Source organism: Halomonas sp. 707B3, assembly GCF_024158645.1.
Lineage (GTDB): Bacteria > Pseudomonadota > Gammaproteobacteria > Pseudomonadales > Halomonadaceae > Vreelandella > Vreelandella lionensis.
On the sequence record NZ_JAMZBE010000075.1, the window covers coordinates 1 to 18,125 of the forward strand.

Genomic DNA, 18,125 nt, shown 5'->3' on the forward strand with positions numbered 1-18,125 from the left:
CCCCGGCACTCGGCTGCGCATGGGCGCCGGTAGCGATGGCTACCAGAAAATGGCGCTGCAAAATGGCGGCGTGCAGGGGGATTGGTCGCACCATATCAGCCTCACTGCGCTGAACGTAGATGGCTACCGGGAGCAGAGTTCCACCGAGAAGTATCTTCTCAATGCCAAGCTGCGCCGTGAGCTGGGCAGCGATCGGGCACTCACCGCGATTATTAACCTGCTGGATAATCCCCGCTCGGAAGACCCCGGCGCGCTCAACGCCCGCGAGGTGGCCGAAGGGCGCGACCAAGCCGCACCGAACTCGCTGGCGCTGGATGCTGGTCAAACCGTCGATCAGCAGTTGATCGGCCTGCAATACGAGGATTTGTCCGCTGGGGAGGGCGAACTGTACCTGAAAGGCTTTATCGCTCAGAGGGATTTTGAGCAACAGCTACCGTTTGTGGGCAGCAGCCGCTTGGGCTATCAGCGCGATTACATGGGCGCTAGCGCCGAATATCACCACGAGGTAACGCTAGGCAACCTGCCGCTGAATTACATCGTTGGGGTGGATGCCGCACGCCAGAAAGATGACCGCTTCCGCAACGATGTGAATCCCCAAGGGGAGGTGGGCGAGCCGCTCGCCGATGAAACCCAAACCGCGACCTCCACTGGCGTGTTTGCCCAGGGGGATTTAGCGCTGTCGGAGCCGCTGACGCTGTCGCTGGGCGCGCGGTTTGACCGGGTGGACCTTGATGTCGACGACGATTTTGCCGCCGACGGTGACCAGAGCGGCCAGCGCACCTTCAACGAATGGAGCGGCTCTGCCGGGCTGAGTTACCGCTACCGCCCGCAGCACCAAGCGTATATCAATACCGGTACCGCCTTTGAGACGCCGACGTTCTCTGAGTTTGCCAACCCCGCTGGCGGTGGTTTCAACCCCAGCGTAGAGCCGCAAAAAGCCTGGAACCGTGAAGTGGGGCTGCGCGGTTATATCGAGCCGCTGGCGCTGGATTACGATGTAGCGCTCTTCTCCGTCCGTGTGCGCGATGAGCTGGTGCCCTACGACGAAGGCGGCCGCACGTTCTACCAGAACGCCGGGGATACCAACCGTGATGGTGTCGAACTGGCGTTGGGGTGGCAGTTGGCCGACCAGTGGCGCTTGGACAGTGCGCTGACCCTGGCGCGCTACGAGTTCGACGAGTTTGCCACTCCTTCTGAACGCTTCGATGGCAACCGCATTCCCGGCCTGCCGGAACAAACCTGGGTGAACCAGCTAACGTGGGAGAACCTCGACGAGCGCTTCGCCACGCTAGAGACTGAATACGTCGGTGACTTGGTGGCCGATAACGCCAACGAGACGTCGGTGGATAGCTACTGGCTGGTGAACCTGCGGGTAGGCGACGGCTGGCAGCTGAGCCAACAGACTCGGCTAAGCGCTTATGTGGGCCTGCGAAATCTGCTGGATGAAGAGCACTACTCCAATGTGCGCTTGAACGGCACCTTTGGACGCTTTTACGAACCCGCCCCAGGGCGTAGCGTCTATGGTGGTGTCGAGCTGAGTTTTTAAGACAGGCGATGTTTAAGGCTGCATCAGAGTTTGATGGCTGAGCAACCCGTAGCGGGGGTCTTTCGCCATGGATGGCGAAAGTAGCGTCCATGGATGGATTTACAGCGCCCCCGCCCAGGGTTGTTCAGACAGCCCCATACACGAAAAGGGCGGCCATTGGCCGCCCGTTTTCTATCTAGCTGACTCCGTAGAGCTAGCAGTTACTCCGGTAACGCGTAGCCAATCACGTAGTCACCCATCTTGGTGCCAAAGGTACCGTGACCACCGGCCGTCACCACCACGTACTGGCGGCCATCGGCGCCGGTATAGGTCATCGGCGTGGCCTGACCACCGGCGGGTAAGCGCGCTTTGTACAGCTCTTCACCCGTGGTGATGTCGTAGCCGCGCAGATACTGGTCCAGCGTGCCGCTCAAGAAAGAGACGCCGCCAGCGGTGGTCAGCGGGCCGCCCAGCGCGGGCACGCCCACGTTCAACCCAATCGGCAGGCCAAAGGGCATGCTGTCGCGGGTAGTACCGTTGCGATGTTTCCACACGACTTCTGCATCCTGCAGGTCAATACCGGCCACATCGCCCCAGGAGGGCGCTTGGCAGGGTAAGCCCAGCACGGAAAGCAGCGGGCCTAGTTCTACCGCATAGGGCGCGCCTTCGTTGGGCTGTAGACCCTGCTCGCTGGCGGAGCCTTGGCCCTCTTGCACTTGGTCACGGGGCACCAGCGTAGACACGAATGCGAGGTACTTCGCGCCGGTAAACAGTGCCTGGCGCTCAGGATCCACCGCAACGCCACCCCAGTTCATTACCCCCACATTACCCGGGTAGACGATGCTGCCTTCCAAGGAGGGCGGCGTGTACTGGCCTTCGTAGCGCAGCGAGCGGAACTGGATACGACACATCATCTGATCGAACGGTGACGCGCCCCACATATCCCGCTCGGTGAGCGGCGGTGGCAGCAGGTTCAGTGCCGAGCGTGGCTGCGTTTCTGCGGTCCAGTCGCCTTCGATAGCCCCTTGCGGTGCGGGCACTTCTTCGATCGGCACGATGGGCTCGCCGGTTTCCCGGTTGAGCACGTAGAGGCTGCCCTGCTTGGTGGGCTGAATGACGGCGGGCTGGGTGCCGTTTTCAGTTGCCAAGTCGATCAGAACCGGCTGAGCCGGGGTGTCCATATCCCACAGGTCGTGGTGAACGAACTGGTAGACCCAGGCCACTTGGCCGTCGTCCAAATTCAGCGCTACGAGCCCTGCGCTGTAGGTTTCATCGTTTTCAGAGCGGTCAGCGCCGTACTGATCCGGCGTGGCGTTGCCCATGGGCAGATACACAAGCCCCAATTCTTCATCGACGCTGATGGGTGCCCACACGTTGGGAGAGCCGCGGGTATAGGTTTCACCCTCTTCGAGTGGGGCGGTGTCGTCTGGGTTGCCACTGTCCCAGTTCCACACCAGCTCGCCGGTATGCACGTCGAAGGCACGAATCACGCCGGACGGCTCGTCGATGGAGCTGTTGTCGGTGACGTGGCCGCCCAAAATGACCAGGTCTTCCGTCACCGTGGCTGGAGAGGTGGAGTAGTAGCCGCCGGGGGAGAACTCGCCGATGTTATTGGTAAGATCCACTTCGCCGTTGTTGCCAAAGCTTTCGCAGCGCTCGCCGGTATCGGCATTCAGCGCAATCAGGCGGGCATCGGCAGTGGGCAAGTAGAGCCTGCGCGGGCACATTACGTCCGTGGCGCTAATCATCTCAGAAGCGTCACCTTCATCGGATGCCAGCGCCGGGCTGTCGCCGAGGCCGCTGATGAAGAGCAGGAAGGCCAGGTCCAGGTCGAACTGGCTGCCGTCATCGAACAGCACGCGAGGAGTGGCCGCGCCGTCTTCCGCAGACGCCGTGCCATCGTTAGTGCTGCTGTCTGTATTTTCAGCGTCGTCGTTCGAGGCTTCGTCGTTAGAAGAATCGTAGTTAGACGCATCGTAGTAGGCGAGGCCGCGGCAGGTCATGTGGGCCCAACCGGAGAAATCGTCTGCGCCCATGGTGCTGATATTGGGATCAAACTCCCAAAGGGTTTCGCCGGTTTCCGGTGACAGCGCCATGGCACGGCTATGCGAGGTGCAGATATATAGGCTGTCGTTGACTTTCAGCGGCGTGTTCTGGTTGGTAATTTCCGGCGGAGCGTTGGGGCCGGGTTCATCGCCGGTTTGAATGCGCCACACTTCTTCCAGTTCGCCAACGTTCTCGGGCGTGATTTGGTCGAGTGACGAGTAGTGGGTGCCAGCATTGGTACCGCCGTAGGCAGGCCAGTCGTCGCCCGCGACCTGGGCCGGATTAACGTCCTCGGTGTTATTGGCGGACTCGATGGTGCCCTCCACCGTACCGGGGTAGCTAAACTGGCTGGCAATAGCGACGATGATAGCCGCGCCAATGCTGGCCGTAAGGGCGAGGCTGCCACCGCGCGAGTTGAGCGGTTTGCGCCACCACGGCAGCAGCATGATGATGCCGATGAGACAGGGAATGGCGACCCTGGGTACCAGTTGCCACCAGTCGAGGCCTACTTCCCAAAGTGCCCAAACCAGGGTGGCCAATAGAATGAGCGCGTACAGCCAAAGTGCCGCGCCTTTTCGCAGTGCTAGCAGCAGCCCAGCCACCACCACGGCGACCCCAGCGATCAAGTAGTAAGCGCTACCGCCTAGCATAAGCAGTTGGCCGCCGCCCACGGCAAGTGCTACGCCAACTATCGCTAGCAGCAAACCCAGCAGCAAGGCTGGCCATTTGCCGCGAGCACGTGTGTGTTCATCCATGAGGTAAACCCCTATTTACAACGAGTTGATGCTGATTTACCAAAGAGTAAAAGCAGCGGTTCCACAACGTGCCCTAACCCATCGGCAGCGCCGATGGGTTAAAACACACATTGATTATCTATAATTTTAATAATCAATTCGCTTTTGGTCTAATACTTTGCTGGCTAATTATTTCTATCGACAAAAAAGCCGCGCTATTCACCATAGCGCGGCTCAGATAGATAAGCTGGGAAAGGTGTCAGATTTAACCTAGCGTAACCTCGTTAACAGCAGCCTGGTGCTTAATCAGATAGCTTCACCAGCATTTTGCCGGTATTGCCGCCTTCAAACAGCGCTAAAAAGGCGTCTGGCGTGCTTTCAAGCCCTTCTTTGATCGTCTCTTTATAGTCCAGCTTGCCATCAGCGACCTGAGGAGCGACTTCATTTAAGAAGTAGCCATAGCTGGCCCAGTGGTCGGCGACAATAAAGCCCTGCATTTTGGCTTTACGTGCCACCAACTGCGACAGGTTACTTGGCCCTGGGGCTGGGGTTTCCGCATTGTAGCCATCAATCATCCCGCAGACGGCAATGCGTGCGCCTTCGTTAAGTTGGCTGAGTGCCGCTTCCAGGCAGATACCGCCTACGTTCTCAAAATAGACGTCGATGCCGTTGGGGCTGGCGAGCTTAATGGCATCGCTCAGTTCTTGAGCGCTGCGGTCACGATAGCTGACCGGTTCAACGCCTAGCGACTCCAGCCAAGCAAGCTTATGCGCAGCACCTGCGATACCCACGACATGGCAGCCTTTTGCTTTTGCCAGCTGCACCACCAGAGACCCCACCGCGCCGCTGGCGGCACTCACCAAAACGTTATCGCCCGGCTTGCACTCGGCAATCAGGTTAAGGCCTGTCCAGGCGGTCATGCCGGGCATGCCCAGAACGCCTAGGTAGGCTTGGTCGGGCACGTTGTGATCTGGAAGAACGGTGACACTATCTCCCGGCAGCTGTGCGATATCGCGCCAGCCGCCCATGTGGCTCACTTTATCGCCCACTTTCAAGTTGGGGTGGTTAGAGGCGATGACTTCGCCAATCGCGCCGCCCTCCATTGGCTTTCCAAGCTGAAAGGGCGCTACGTAGGTGTGCACGCCGCTCATCCGGCCACGCATGTAGGGGTCTACCGAGAGCCAGTGATTGCGAATGCGTACTTCGCCTTCATCTAGGTCGGGAAGCTCCTGGCTCTCTAAGGAAAATAGCTCGCGCTTAGGTAGGCCGGTGGGGTGGTCGGTGAGGGTATAAAAACGAGATAGCATCGCTGCCTCCTGCATCAAGATGGTAAGTCACGCTCCTAGCAGGGTAGAGACCATTAGCACGCATGCAAGTTCGCGGACTTAACACGAGCATATAAAAAAGCGGCCCTGGGTGGGGCCGCTTTACTCAGCATTTGCTGCAACGCTGATCGCTTAAGGGGTATCACACGCTTGCGGATGTGTTATCCGTTAATCTACCAGGGTGATCATCACAGGTGCCGTGCCTCGGCGAATCATCCCTAGTGCACGCGCTGCCCGCTTAGAGAGATCAATAACGCGTCCTTTAACAAAGGGGCCGCGGTCATTAATCAGTACTTCCACTTCTTGCCCGGTATCCGGGCGGGTGACCAACACCTTGGTGCCAAACGGTAGGCTTGGATGCGCCGCCGTGAGTGCCTGTTGATCGAAGGGCTCGCCGCTTGCGGTGGTTGCCCCTTGGAAGCGGTCACTGTAAAACGAAGCGACCCCTTCTTGTAACTCAGTGCTTGATCCTGTTTGGTTGGCAACTGCCTGATTTGCGGTGAAAAGCAGGAGTAATGCAACCAAACAGCTCGTTCGGATAGTGCGTTTATGGGCTCCCATAGGAGTACCTCAGTGGTTCGTAAAGCGGACTCCACATTCATCGATGAGATGCCTGATAGGCGTATGGATAGTAGCTGGCGTTGCTAGAGTCAGCAAGCTTTAAGAAGATCGACGCAATTGGCCCCATAATTACGCTTTTTATTATGTGACGTTATGCCCTTTTGTTTCAGTAAGTTATGCTGCCTCAATGAAAATGGCTAATGATGATTTTTGTGCGATGCAATATTTTTCATTAAACGCTCACTTTAACTCGCTAGGCGCCATATAATTCATTGATGCAATCACCGCATTTGTTGCCAATGATCAAGGATGCCCCTATGGCCAAGTCTTCTACTCTTACCCTGTTGGTAGTGGCGGTGGGCGGCGTTGCCGTCGGTTACGTTGCCGCGCAAACGCTTCCAAGCCAAGCGCCTGCTGCTGAAGAGCCCAGGGTGGAAACCACCACAGCTGATATGACTACTGAGCAGGACGCCACGCCTACCGCCCTGCAGGGCTTAAACTACCTTACGCTTGGTGAGCGTACGCGTGGAGAAATCACGTCTGCAAGCGAGCTAAACGGTAAAGATGGCAGTCGATTTGAGCGCTATGGGATTCGGTTAGATGAAGAATTCTTGGTGGAAATATCCCTGAGTGGTGCGCTTCAGGGAGTTGTTGCCCTATATGATGATCAACTACAGCTTTTAGCTAACGCGGAGACGGTTCGTCACCGCATTGAAGAGGGTGGTGACTATATTGTGGTGGTGAGCGGTACGGATGCTCACAGCTATGGCCCGTTCAGCGTTAATAGCCGCACCATTGAACTTAGCGATGCGGACACTATGAGCGTAGGGACCCCCATCGATAGCTGGTTAGACAGCGCGGATCGTGAAGTGACCCTGTCCATTGAAGAAGCGGGCATGTACCAAATCGAAATGCGAGCCGATGATTTCGATGCCTACCTGGAGCTGGAAGGCCCTAATGGTTATTACCGTGAAGATGATGACAGCGCCGGTAATTTAAACGCCCGTATTTCAGATTTTCTCGCACCCGGCGAATATACCCTTACCGCGCGCACGGCCTTTGGCGAGGGTGGTGGGCTATTTACCCTCACGGCCGAGCCACGCGAGCTGCCAAGTGATGGCGAGTTGCGTAACGATGGAACAGTGACACCTAACGAGACGCTAAGCGGTTGGTACAGCGGCCAGGACATCAGCTATCAGTTAGAAATTGATGAAGCAGGTATGTATCAAATCGATATGAGCTCCAGCGATGTGGATGCCTACTTGGTGCTGGAAGGCCCCAACGGCTACTACCGCGAAGATGACGATAGCGCCGGTAATTTGGATGCGCGAATCGCTGACTTTCTAGCGCCCGGCAGCTATCAACTCACAGCCCGTACCGCGTATGGCACCGACAGCGGCTTGTTTACGCTCTCCATAGAGCCGCGTGATCTACCTAACGGCGTAGAGTTACGCAATGAAGGCGCGCTAACCCCAGATGAAACGTTCAATGGTTGGTACAGTGGTGAAGCGTTAACCTACCAGCTCACTCTAGAAGAAAGCTCTCTGGTGACGCTGAGCATGAGCTCCAGTGACTTCGATACCTACTTGGAGCTTTACGGTGAAGGAGTTTCCTACAGCGATGACGACAGCGGCGGTGGTACTAATGCCCGTTTAGAACAGGCGCTGCTACCCGGTACCTATACCGTTAGCGCGCGGGGCTTTAGTGCAAGTGGCAGCGGCATGTTTGAATTGCAGGTGAGTGCTGAACCCACCGAAATGCAGCCAGATACCTAAACGTAAAGCTCATTCTTTCACGCTTCATACCAGCGCCCTTGCGTAACCGCAGGGGCGTTGCCGTTTTACTATGATCAACTAGCCTAATAAGGGTGAGTGATCCACAAGGAGGTTATTATGCCGCGCTTTTTCAGAACGTTAGGAGTGGGTCTATCACTCGTAGGGATATTACTGTTGGGCGGCTGCTTAGCCGCTGATACATCATCCTCTAAGCCGCTCACACTGGCATCCCTGGCCGTTGAAAAGCAGTATGTTGCACCTGACTGCCAAGGTGAGCAGTGCACAACAGTGACGATCTCTGCACTAGAGTTTCCTCAATCACCGGCGTTAAGCGAAGCGCTACAAACCCGCTTGCTGACGCTGGGAATGTCGATCAGTGAAGAGGCCGCCCAGCCTGCTGAAAGCTGGGAAGGTTATGCAGAGCGTTTTTTCGCGCTCGCTGAAGAGGATAACCGTACAGCGCCAGGCAACATGACCAGTGAAGCGCTGTTGGAAGCGACGATTCACGCGCGTCACTACGACCTCTTAGTGGTCGAGCTGAATAGCTATGTCTACCACGCAGGCCAAGCCCATGGGCTACCTCTGACGGAATACATGGTCATTGACGAGCGGGAGCGGCGCGTAGTTGAAGCGGATGAGATGCTGCTAGACGGCCAGGAGGCGGCATTCGATGCACTGCTGGTACAGGCACATCAGCGCTGGATAGGTGAGATGGGCTTCGATGATCAGTTTACTGCCAACTGGCCGCTTAGCCAGAGCCACAATATTGCCCCGCTGGAAAATAGTTGGGAAGTTACCTACAACGTTTATGAGATAGCCCCTTATGCCGTTGGTCAGCCCACGCTCACCATTCCACTTGAAGCGTTAGAGGGCGTCGCCAAACCGCGCTACTTGGGACGGGGAGGTGATGAGTAGATAGGGGGCGCCGCGCGTAAGTGCCCTAAACCAGCTATGTTTAAACTAGCTATGTTTAAACCAGCTCACCGAAACGCCATCATGGGTGAGCTGGTTTTATCTATCACTAATAGGCATGGATCGCTTATGACACCTAACAATGCAGTACGTCGGCTAGTAAGCCTGCTGGCGGTTGACCCTGAAGGCCGCCTGCTGTTGAAACGTTACGACTCGCCTACTCACTCCGCCCAGTGGTTACCCTTAGGGGGCGAGTTGTTAAGCGATGAAGATTATCCCGCAGCGGCAATGCGCTTGTTACACGAAGAAGCCGAGCTAAGCTGTCCCCTTGGGCCGTTACTGAGGCAACGTGACCTCACTGAACAGTCAGACTACTCAGTAGAAGAGCGCTTTTTCCTAGTACGTTGCCCTAGCGTTCAAGACAGTGATCAAAAGGGCACTCAGGGGGAGCTTTTGCTAACGGCAGCCAGCGGCGCTGAGCCTCTTTATCAGTGGTGGCCGCTGGCCGAGATGCAGTGCACCGATTCAGAAGAGTTTTCCCCCTCTTGGCTACCTGAGCTACTGGCCAGTGTGCTATTTAGCGAAATGATGATGCCGACCTCAACGGCTCGCCTTTAAACAACCCACAGCCACCAGCAGGGCGGCTGTGGGTAGGCGCCAGTCAAAGACGCTTACCCCGGCAAGTACGAGCAGTAAGGCCGCCAGGATAGGCACACCATAGGCCAAGCTGCCCACTAAGCTTGCTTGGCCAAAGCGCAGCGCTTTATCCCAGGCCACCATAGCAATGCCATATGGGCCCAATCCCAACGCGATACCTGCTAGCAGCGCTTCACCGCGGGGTAGAGGGGCACTGCTTTCCAATAGTAGGCTTGCCGCGCAGGTGATCGCACAGGCCACTAATAGTAAACGCGGCAGCAACGGTGTTAAAGAAACCGGTGCTGCCTGCCCAAGCCAGGAATAAAGCGCCCAGCAGAAGGCGGCGAGCAGTGCCAAACCATAGCCGGATACAGCGCCTCCAAAACTACCATTCAACGCTTGGGGCAGCAGCAGAAGCGCTGCGCCTGAAAAGGCAATTAGCGCGCCAGCCACACTAGCCCACCTCAGGCGACCCCAGCGGCTCCATTGGCTCAATAGCACAAACAGCACCGGCCACGTGTAGGTAATCAACGCCGCTTCGGCGGCGGGGGCAAGGCGCATACCGATGAAGTAGCTGCTAACGGCCCCAACGATCAGTAGCGGGATACCCAGCCACACGCTTAGCCGCCAGCCTAGCGAACAGGTTTGCGTAGCAGCACGACGACTCAACGGCAGAGTGGCAAGTGCACCTGCTAGCAAGGTAAGTGCTGTTAGCTGAAGTGGGGCGGTGTCGCGGGCAAGCTCCGCCAGTAGCGGCGCAATGCTCCACAACGTCACCGCCACCAAGGCGGAGCAGACGCTGAATTTCGGGGATATGACTACTGGGGAGTGAATGGGATGCATGACGCGCCTCCTGGAGCCTTCAGTGATCCAAACTTTGAAGAGGACCAAGTCTTGTAATGATCCTATGGCGCGCAGCATACTCATCACCCACTCATCAAGATAACGATCTTTTATGATCAATATCATCAACAGTGGTGATGTATGCGCGCACCCACGTTTGACTTAACGCTGTTGCGAACGCTAGTGGCGATTGCGGATACCGGAAGCGTGACCGCAGCGGCGAAACGGCTGGCCTATACGCAGTCCACGGTGAGTATGCAGCTACAGCGGTTAGAAGCGCAGTTAGCGGTCAGCCTGCACGAGCGAGATGGGCGGCGGCTGCGCTTTACCGCTGAAGGTGAGCGCTTACTGGCTCATTCGCGAAGGCTGCTGGCGCTAAACGACGAGGCCTGGAGCGATATGCAGGCCCGCCAGATTACCGGAGATCTCACCCTCGGCATCCCTGAGGATTACGCCTCGCTGCTACCGTCGGTGTTTGCCTACTTTCACCAGCTCTATCCGGCGGTGGGATTAACCGTTAAGTGCGGCACCAGTGCTCATTTGGTCGAGCAAGTGAAAGCCTCGGAACTGGATCTTGCACTGGTAACGCGCCAGCGCAACTCCCCAGGGGGCGATGTAATTCGTCGTGAGCCGCTGGTCTGGGCGGTAGGAGTTCACCAGCAGCCATCATTGAGCGACCCTATTCCGCTAGCGCTATATTCCCCAGGGGCGGATGTGTTTCGTGAGGTGGCGGAGCAGGCCTTACAGGCCGCCGGGCGGGATTGGCGAGTGGCTTACACTAGCCAGTCTATGGCGGGGCTTGCGCCGATTGTGACTGCAGGGTTGGCAGTGGTGGTTGTGACGCGGAGTATGCTCACACCTACGCTGCGACCGTTAGATGAGAGTAGCGGGCTGCCTGCTTTGCCGATGATTGAGCTGGCGTTGCACCGTGCGCCGCACCGGCCTTCAGAGCCAGCTCGACGGCTGGGTGAATTGATTCGCGAACAGCTAGCGGCTCCCAGCGAAGCGTTATAAGGTATGTCATTACCTAACAATCATTTTTCTATCGTGACGCCGCTGAACTAAGCTAACGGTGACGACGCTACTGGGCAGGGAGTTTTGAATGCACGAGTTAGATCACTATATCTACCCACATCGGGTGCTGCACTGGCTGGTAGCACTGGCGGTGCTGCTATCGCTAGCGAGTGGCTTAACCCTTGGGTTTTTGGGCTATGAACGTACTGTAGCGCTCGTCGGGAATACTCTGACCAACCTACTTTATACTAGCCATAAGACCCTGGGCGTCACGATTTTGCTGCTGATGACGCTGCGCATTATTACCCGAATTGCCTTTGTAGTACCGGATCACGATCCGCCCCTGAATGCCTTTGAGCGCATTGTGAGCACCAGCGTGCACCATTTGCTCTATGTGGGACTGGTCGTTATGCCGCTCCTCGGCTGGGCAGCCACCGCCACAGGCGGTTTTCCGGGGGAGTTTTTCCACTGGCATTTGCCAGGGCTACTAGGTAAGAATGAGGCGCTCTCGGAAACTCTGTTTATGTGGCACGAGCGTGTAGGTTGGGCACTGGTGGTGCTGATTACGCTGCATGTGGCTGGCGCGCTGTTTCATTGGCGAATTAAGCGCGATAACGTGATGAAGCGCATGAGCCTGTTTGATTAAATCGCTGCCTACGCATCTTCTAAGTCACGCTGAACCATAGCCATTAAAAGCAGGTGGTTTGGCGTGCTTTTTCCGTACACATAAGCTGCCGTTGGAGAGTAATGGGGCTGCTCTGGTTCCTTGAGTGTAGACCTCTTTTTAGAGCCTTGAGTAAACATGATGTTAAAGCGTGAGATGGCTCAGCCTTTCCGTGAGCCGCTGAATCAGCTGCCCGCTGTGACGCCAAAAGTGCCAGTAGAGCGGTACGGTTAATCCGTGCCCCGGCGCGATACTCACCAGTTGGCCTGCTTGCAACTGTTCGGCAGCTTGGCGCTGCGGAATCATGCCGTATCCAATGCCCGCCATGGCCAAACGCACGAAGCCCTCTGAAGAAGGGCACAAATGGTAGGGAAAGTGCCCCTGGTAGCCGCACTGGGCCAAAAACTGGTGCTGTAGCTGGTCGTGGGGGCCAAAGACGATAGCGGGGGCTTTTTGAAAGGCCTCTGCGCTCGGGCCTGCCGGAAAAAAGTGTGCGGCATAGCTGGGCGATGCCAGCGGTTGATAAGACATATCCCCCACGTGTAGGCAGCGGGCACCGGCAATAGGGTTGGGTGTGGCGCATAGGCAGGCGGCAACATCGCCATCCCGCAGGCGCTTCAACCCCACGTCCTGGTCTTCAATGACCAAATCCAGCAGCACCTCTTCCGTTTGGCAGATATCCGCCACGGCGTCGGCCCACCAGGTCACCACGCTATCGGCATTCAGGGCAATGCGTAGCCTTGGCGCGGCTTTTTCTAGAGAGGGAAGAGCATCGTGTAAATCGCGCTCCAAGAGCTGCACCTGCTGGTAATGAGCCAATAATCGCTGGCCGGCAGGCGTGGGCGCGAGAGTGGGGTGGCGCACCAGCACCGGCTGGCCCAAGCGAATTTCCAGCGCTTTTACCCGTTGAGAGATGGCTGATTGCGAAAGGCCCATCACGTCGCCTGCTCGCTCGAAGCCGCCGCACTCCACCACGGTGGCCAGTGCATGCAGTAATTTGTAATCCACCATGGCGTTCTCTCTGTTGTTGGCTAGGGCAGTTAACCAACCCCGCAACGGTGAGTAAAGGCATGCACATCACGTTGCGTAAATGAAAATCAGTCTCTTTGTTTGACTTGCCGGGGAAGTGCGTCACAATTCGCCGCTTATGTGTAAAGGGGATGCAGCATGGAATTATTGCGGGTGGTTTTTCGTCACTACCGCTGGCCGTTTCTAGGCGCACTAGCGCTGAGCCTGGTGAGTGCCGGGCTAGGGGTCGGTGTGATTGCGTTCATCAACCAGCGGCTGATCGAAGCGGGCAGCGCCCTCTCCGCATTGCCCCAGTTTTTAGGGCTATTGGCGCTGCTGCTGGCAGTCACGCTGGGTACGCAGCTAGCGCTTACCTTGCTGGGCCACTACTTCGTCTTCGACCTGCGCTCCCGGCTGGTGAAGCGGATTCTGGATACCGATATCGAACGGTTAGAGCAGCTTGGCAACGCCACGCTGCTGGCAAGTCTTTCAAGCGATGTGCGTAATATCACCATCGGTTTTGTGCGCTTACCTGAGCTGGTGCAGGGCGTAGTGCTGACGCTGGCCTCAGTGGCGTACCTTGCGTGGCTCTCGCCGCAGATGGTGGTGATTACCGTGCTGTGGATGGCCTTCACTATGGGCGTTGGCTGGGTGCTGGTGTCGAAGGTGTATCGCCACTTTCATCAGGTGCGCGAAAGCGAGGATCGGCTGTATAAGGATTATCAATCGGCGATTGAGGGCCGCAAAGAGTTGGCGCTTAACCGTGACCGCGCGCGGCGCTTTTTTGATGAATCCTACACGGATAACGCAAAAGCGTATCGACACCATATTATTCGCGCAGACACCTACCATCTCAGCGCCAATAACTGGTCCAATATCATGATGCTGGGCGCTATTGGCGTGGTGTTCTTCATGGCCAACGTGCTGGGCTGGGCAAGCCCTGCGGTGGCAGCCACCTTTGCTTTAACCCTGCTGTTTTTACGCACGCCCTTGATTCAAGCCGTAGGCGCATGGCCCACGTTAATCAGCGCCCAGGTGGCGTTCGATAAACTGGCCAGCCTGGAGCTAGCGGAGTACCAGCCGGGCTTCGATGTGGAGGATCGTTTCCACGACTGGCAGCGCTTAACGCTCACCAACGTGGTGTATCGCTACACGCCGTCCTCCGGGGGAGAAGGTTTTCAGGTGGGGCCGTTGAACCTCACCCTAATCCGTGGCGAGCAGGTGTTTCTGATTGGCGGTAACGGCAGCGGTAAATCGACGCTGGCGCGTCTGCTTTCAGGGTTGTACCGCCCGCAAAGTGGCCAAATTAGTGTGGATGGCAAAGAGCTTAGCCCGCCAGAGTGGGCTGCGTTTCGGGCGCGTTTTGCTAGCGTCTTTACCGATTTCCACCAGTTCGACCAAGCCATGGGGCCGGGTGGCAAAGCGGCTGACCCGGTACTGGTCGCGACATGGCTCGAGCGGTTGCAGATGCAGCAAAAGCTTGAATGGCAAGATGACCGCGTGGTGAATACGCAGCTCTCGCAAGGGCAGCGCAAGCGTTTGGCACTGCTGCTGGCGATTGCCGAAGAGCGGGATATTTTGCTGCTGGATGAGTGGGCGGCGGACCAGGACCCGCAGTTCAGGCGGCTGTTTTACCGCGAACTGTTACCTCACTTGAAGGCGATGGGCAAAACCGTGTTTGCCATTAGCCACGACGACAGCTACTTCGTCCATGCGGACCGCTTATTGGAGATGTCCAAGGGGCAGTTGAGTGAGCTGACGGGAGAGCAGCGGGCACAGGCCAGTGAGGACGCGGTGGCGCAGATCAGCTCGTAATGAGCTGCTTACCCTTTGCGCCGCGCCTGGCGGTCGCACCCTTCCAGCGGGCAATTACCGCATACGTCAAACTCATCGAGCAGGTAGCGCAGGCAGCAGAGCTTGCGCACCCGCTTGACCTCTTCACTGCCGCTGGGCTGATAAGTGCGCACTGGCTCGAATAGCGGATTGCGCTGCCCGTTGAGGGTGCGCGATTCCAGCAGCGCGCGCGTGGCGGCCAGCGCCTCTTGGTTGACCAGCGGATGCGCTGCCAGGGCATTGACGTAATAGTCCACGTAGCCGCCTGCATTGCTCCAAAACACCCGTGGCGCGGCTCCAGAAATGGCCGAGAGGCGCTCGATGAGCGGTGCCCAGTGTTGCTCGATGAGCGTGGTAAAGCGCTCGGTGGTGTCCTGCGTTGTAAAGCGCTCGCCTTCATGGGGCAGCCAAAGCCCTTGAGCGCAGCCTTCTTCATTTTGGATCACATAGAGATCGTCCAGCCCGACGGGTAGGTCGCGGTTCAGCAGCAGATGAGCGGTCAGCGTGGGAACCGTGACGGTGCTGAAGTGCCACTTCGACCAGAGCGAGGCAATGGCTCGCTTATCTCCGCCGGGGTAGCGGCTGGCGTAGCACGCCATATCCTCTTCAAGCAACGCAGCGTTGCGCCAACGGGATGCCTTGATCGCCCCATGCGGCACCGCACCACCGATCAATGGCGGCGTAAAGTGCTCAAGCGGCCCCTGATAGCAATCAGCGAGAGACAGTGGCAGGGCGGTGTCGGGCTGGCGCAAGGCGAGAGGCATAACCGAACTCCAAGACGTGATAAACGCACGTGGGTAGAGCACCAGCATAAGCGATAATGCTTATCAGTTGAAGAGTTAATTGAGAACGACTCGTCTTCCAGCCGTGGCGATTATTGCGCCACAGCTATGCGGTGCCCGCCGTTTGGATGCTGCATGACCTGCATGGGTAGCCCGTAAATGGCTTCCAACGTGTCGTTTTGCATCAGAGCATCGGGCTTGCCGTGGGCCAGCAGGCGGCCGCTGTGAAGCGCCATGAGTTCATCGCAGTAGCGCGACGCCATATTAATATCGTGAAGCACGATGATCACGCCCAGATTCAGCTCGTCGCAGAGCTTACGAATCAGCGCCAATACTTCCATTTGGTGGGCGATATCCAGCGCTGCGAGCGGCTCATCCAGCAGTAAAAAACGGCTGCCTTGGGCGATCAGCATAGCGAGCCACACCCGTTGGCGTTCACCGCCTGAAAGCGTATCTACCAAGCGGTCGGCGAAGGCTTCCGTGTGGGTGAGGGTAATTGCCCGCTCAATCGCGTTTTTATCTGTTTGATTATGGCGACCTAGTAGACCGTGCCAGGGGTAACGCCCAAACGCCACCAGCTCGCGTCCGGTGAGATTTTCGGCGCTGGGTAGATGCTGGGGCAGGTAGGCAACTTGGCGTGCAAACTCGCGGTTGCCCCACTCTTGTAAAGGGCGTTGATCGAAGTGAATATCGCCTTCGCTGACGGGCTGCTGCTGGGCCAGCAACTTAATCAACGTCGATTTGCCAGAACCGTTATGACCAATCAGGCCATACACCTTGCCTTCTTCAAAGGTGTGGTGGATAGGTTGAAGAAGGGGCTTGCCGTTGATGGCGAAGGTGGCACCCTGAACGTTAAACATGCGTCACTCCTAGCCGAGCGGACATCGCGCTAATGAAAAGCGTATTGTATCGTTAATAGTTATCATTTAGAAATCTTTCCGTGACCGGGAGCCTGCTTTTGTCATCAACGGCAGGCGTTTGTGTGCGATGGCCATCACGATATGCCCGACGACCAGCAGAAGCAGTAACCAAGAAAGAGGGCTGTGCAGCAGGTCGGCAGGGAGCATGAGCACTGGTATCTCGTTTTCTGCACCAGGAATCACCTCAATACCATAAACCTTGAGTGGCCAGCCGCCGGCGTAGTTTCTGATTAATCCAAGACTGGAAATCAGCATCAACAGCACATAAAACAAGCCATGCACGGCGCTAGCCAGCCGGCCACGTAACGTGCGCAACTGCCGAGGCCGCTGACCACGCCGGTTAAGCCACCAGACTAATCGCACTAAGGTGATGACCAATAGCAGTAGGCCAATCGCTCCGTGTGGCGCTAACCGTGACAGCATTAACGTCACGCTCGTTTCGCCAAACACACGCCACATGACCACGACAAAGAACTGAGTAAGCACTAATAGCGCAGTGAGCCAGTGCAGTAGACAACTGACGACACCGTAATGATGGGGAGTGTCGCGCCATGCAGTGGGCAACAGTGTAGAGGAGAGAGCAGCTTTCATAACAGACTTAGTGGTAATGGGCGGAGCCAAGATTGTAGTGTGAATACTTATCATTTAGAATCTCGCCCTTTGATTTATTTTCTGTTTCCTCGATTGCCAAGGTCACGCCAATGACAATGCCTGCCCGTGCCTCCGCTGTCCTCGTTGACGGGATATTGTCATGCATCTGATGGGCCGCCGTTCTCCCGCTCATATCTGCTTACTGCTGAGTTTGCCGTTGATGGTGCTGCTGGGGCTGAGCCTTCAGCAGCAGGGCGGTATCGCGCAGAGTGTTCAGGCACTACTGTTTCCCGCGCTCGATAACGTCGATGAGCTGCTGCTGCACTTCGCTTGGTGGCCGCGTTTTACCATTGCGCTATTAGCCGGTGGTGGTCTAGCACTGGCTGGCGTGCTAATGCAGCAGGTGCTTCGCAACCCGCTGGCATCGCCCACCACCTTGGGTGTTGCCTCGGGCGCTAACTTGGCACTGATGGCGGCCACACTGTTGGCCCCTGGCGTTCTTGCGATTGGCGGTGAGTGGATTGCGCTGCTGGGTGGTGCTGCCGCCGTGGGGTTGGTATTTGCGCTCTCTTGGCGGCGCGGATTAGCGCCCATTGCGGTGGTGCTGGCGGGGTTGGTGGTCAATCTTTATTTGGGCGCGCTCTCTACAGCCCTGCTGCTGTTCAACCATGAAACCCTGGCGGGGCTGCTGATTTGGGGTGCTGGCTCCCTGGCACAAAATGGTTGGGATGGCGTAGCGTCGCTGGCTCCCAGGCTGGCCATTTGCGGCTTGGCGGCGTGGCTGCTGCTGCGTCCTTTGGCCGTTTTAGAGTTAGACGACGCCAGCGCCAAAAGCCTGGGGATTTCGCTGAAGCATTTGCGCTTTGCCGGGTTAGGACTGGCGGTCTTTATCACCGGTAGCGTGGTGAGTGTGGTGGGTATTATCGGCTTCATTGGTTTAGCGGCTCCCAATATCG

Annotated in this window: 16 protein-coding genes; 8 read left to right on the forward strand and 8 right to left on the reverse strand. The window is 57.2% G+C overall.

Going from position 1 to position 18,125, the window contains the following annotated elements:
• The coding region (locus tag BIS10_RS11105; protein ID WP_253505308.1) for a TonB-dependent receptor at positions 1 to 1,546 on the forward strand (1,546 nt) is incomplete at its 5' end.
• 200 nt (positions 1,547 to 1,746) lie between these two features.
• Here BIS10_RS11105 and BIS10_RS11110 read toward each other — a convergent pair.
• The 3 genes from BIS10_RS11110 to BIS10_RS11120 all read right to left on the reverse strand — a co-directional run bounded on the left by BIS10_RS11110 (position 1,747) and on the right by BIS10_RS11120 (position 6,191).
• On the reverse strand, positions 1,747 to 4,326 hold the full coding sequence (locus tag BIS10_RS11110; RefSeq protein ID WP_253505311.1) for a glucose/quinate/shikimate family membrane-bound PQQ-dependent dehydrogenase: 2,580 nt from the start codon (positions 4,324 to 4,326) through the stop codon (positions 1,747 to 1,749).
• 281 nt (positions 4,327 to 4,607) lie between these two features.
• Positions 4,608 to 5,612: an NADP-dependent oxidoreductase gene (locus BIS10_RS11115; protein WP_253505315.1), complete on the reverse strand. Its 1,005-nt coding sequence runs from the start codon at positions 5,610 to 5,612 to the stop codon at positions 4,608 to 4,610.
• 186 nt (positions 5,613 to 5,798) lie between these two features.
• Entirely contained in the window at positions 5,799 to 6,191 is a 393-nt protein-coding gene (locus BIS10_RS11120; protein WP_083025067.1) for a septal ring lytic transglycosylase RlpA family protein, read from the reverse strand.
• A gap of 317 nt (positions 6,192 to 6,508) precedes the next feature.
• On the opposite strand from BIS10_RS11120, the gene BIS10_RS11125 reads away from it, so the two are divergent.
• The 3 genes from BIS10_RS11125 to BIS10_RS11135 all read left to right on the forward strand — a co-directional run bounded on the left by BIS10_RS11125 (position 6,509) and on the right by BIS10_RS11135 (position 9,496).
• Entirely contained in the window at positions 6,509 to 7,966 is a 1,458-nt protein-coding gene (locus tag BIS10_RS11125) for a hypothetical protein (protein WP_253505317.1), read from the forward strand.
• Positions 7,967 to 8,083: 117 nt separating this feature from the next.
• Positions 8,084 to 8,881 (forward strand): RsiV family protein, encoded by a 798-nt coding sequence (locus BIS10_RS11130; protein WP_083025070.1) that lies wholly within the window; start codon positions 8,084 to 8,086, stop codon positions 8,879 to 8,881.
• 126 nt (positions 8,882 to 9,007) lie between these two features.
• Entirely contained in the window at positions 9,008 to 9,496 is a 489-nt protein-coding gene (locus tag BIS10_RS11135; protein WP_161491501.1) for an NUDIX domain-containing protein, read from the forward strand.
• Here BIS10_RS11135 and BIS10_RS11140 read toward each other — a convergent pair.
• Positions 9,479 to 10,357 (reverse strand): DMT family transporter, encoded by an 879-nt coding sequence (locus BIS10_RS11140; RefSeq protein WP_253505322.1) that lies wholly within the window; start codon positions 10,355 to 10,357, stop codon positions 9,479 to 9,481. The two genes, BIS10_RS11135 and BIS10_RS11140, sit on opposite strands and share 18 nt — an antisense overlap.
• A 141-nt stretch (positions 10,358 to 10,498) precedes the next feature.
• Here BIS10_RS11140 and BIS10_RS11145 point away from each other — a divergent pair, with 141 nt between their 5' ends.
• Positions 10,499 to 11,371, forward strand: a complete 873-nt coding sequence (locus BIS10_RS11145) for a LysR substrate-binding domain-containing protein (protein ID WP_044628956.1) — start codon at positions 10,499 to 10,501, stop codon at positions 11,369 to 11,371.
• Between the two features lie 88 nt (positions 11,372 to 11,459).
• Entirely contained in the window at positions 11,460 to 12,017 is a 558-nt protein-coding gene (locus tag BIS10_RS11150) for a cytochrome b (protein ID WP_253505325.1), read from the forward strand.
• A gap of 162 nt (positions 12,018 to 12,179) precedes the next feature.
• On the opposite strand, the gene BIS10_RS11155 is transcribed toward BIS10_RS11150, so the two are convergent.
• The gene (locus tag BIS10_RS11155; protein ID WP_253505328.1) at positions 12,180 to 13,046 is read right to left on the reverse strand and encodes a LysR family transcriptional regulator ArgP; all 867 of its coding nucleotides are present in this window, start codon (positions 13,044 to 13,046) and stop codon (positions 12,180 to 12,182) included.
• Between the two features lie 156 nt (positions 13,047 to 13,202).
• Between BIS10_RS11155 and BIS10_RS11160 the strand changes: the two genes are divergently transcribed.
• Positions 13,203 to 14,858 (forward strand): multidrug ABC transporter permease/ATP-binding protein, encoded by a 1,656-nt coding sequence (locus tag BIS10_RS11160; RefSeq protein WP_253505331.1) that lies wholly within the window; start codon positions 13,203 to 13,205, stop codon positions 14,856 to 14,858.
• Between the two features lie 8 nt (positions 14,859 to 14,866).
• Here the strand turns inward: BIS10_RS11160 and fhuF are convergent, their stop codons facing one another.
• The 3 genes from fhuF to BIS10_RS11175 form a co-directional block, all read right to left on the reverse strand.
• Positions 14,867 to 15,640: a siderophore-iron reductase FhuF gene (gene fhuF, locus BIS10_RS11165; protein ID WP_083025075.1), complete on the reverse strand. Its 774-nt coding sequence runs from the start codon at positions 15,638 to 15,640 to the stop codon at positions 14,867 to 14,869.
• 110 nt (positions 15,641 to 15,750) lie between these two features.
• Positions 15,751 to 16,518 carry an ATP-binding cassette domain-containing protein gene (locus BIS10_RS11170; protein ID WP_083025077.1) on the reverse strand — a complete coding sequence of 256 codons (768 nt, stop codon included), beginning with the start codon at positions 16,516 to 16,518 and terminating at the stop codon, positions 15,751 to 15,753.
• 66 nt (positions 16,519 to 16,584) lie between these two features.
• Positions 16,585 to 17,169 (reverse strand): cytochrome b, encoded by a 585-nt coding sequence (locus tag BIS10_RS11175; protein WP_083025197.1) that lies wholly within the window; start codon positions 17,167 to 17,169, stop codon positions 16,585 to 16,587.
• Positions 17,170 to 17,338: 169 nt separating this feature from the next.
• Between BIS10_RS11175 and BIS10_RS11180 the strand changes: the two genes are divergently transcribed.
• The coding region (locus tag BIS10_RS11180) for an iron chelate uptake ABC transporter family permease subunit (RefSeq protein WP_253505334.1) at positions 17,339 to 18,125 on the forward strand (787 nt) is incomplete at its 3' end.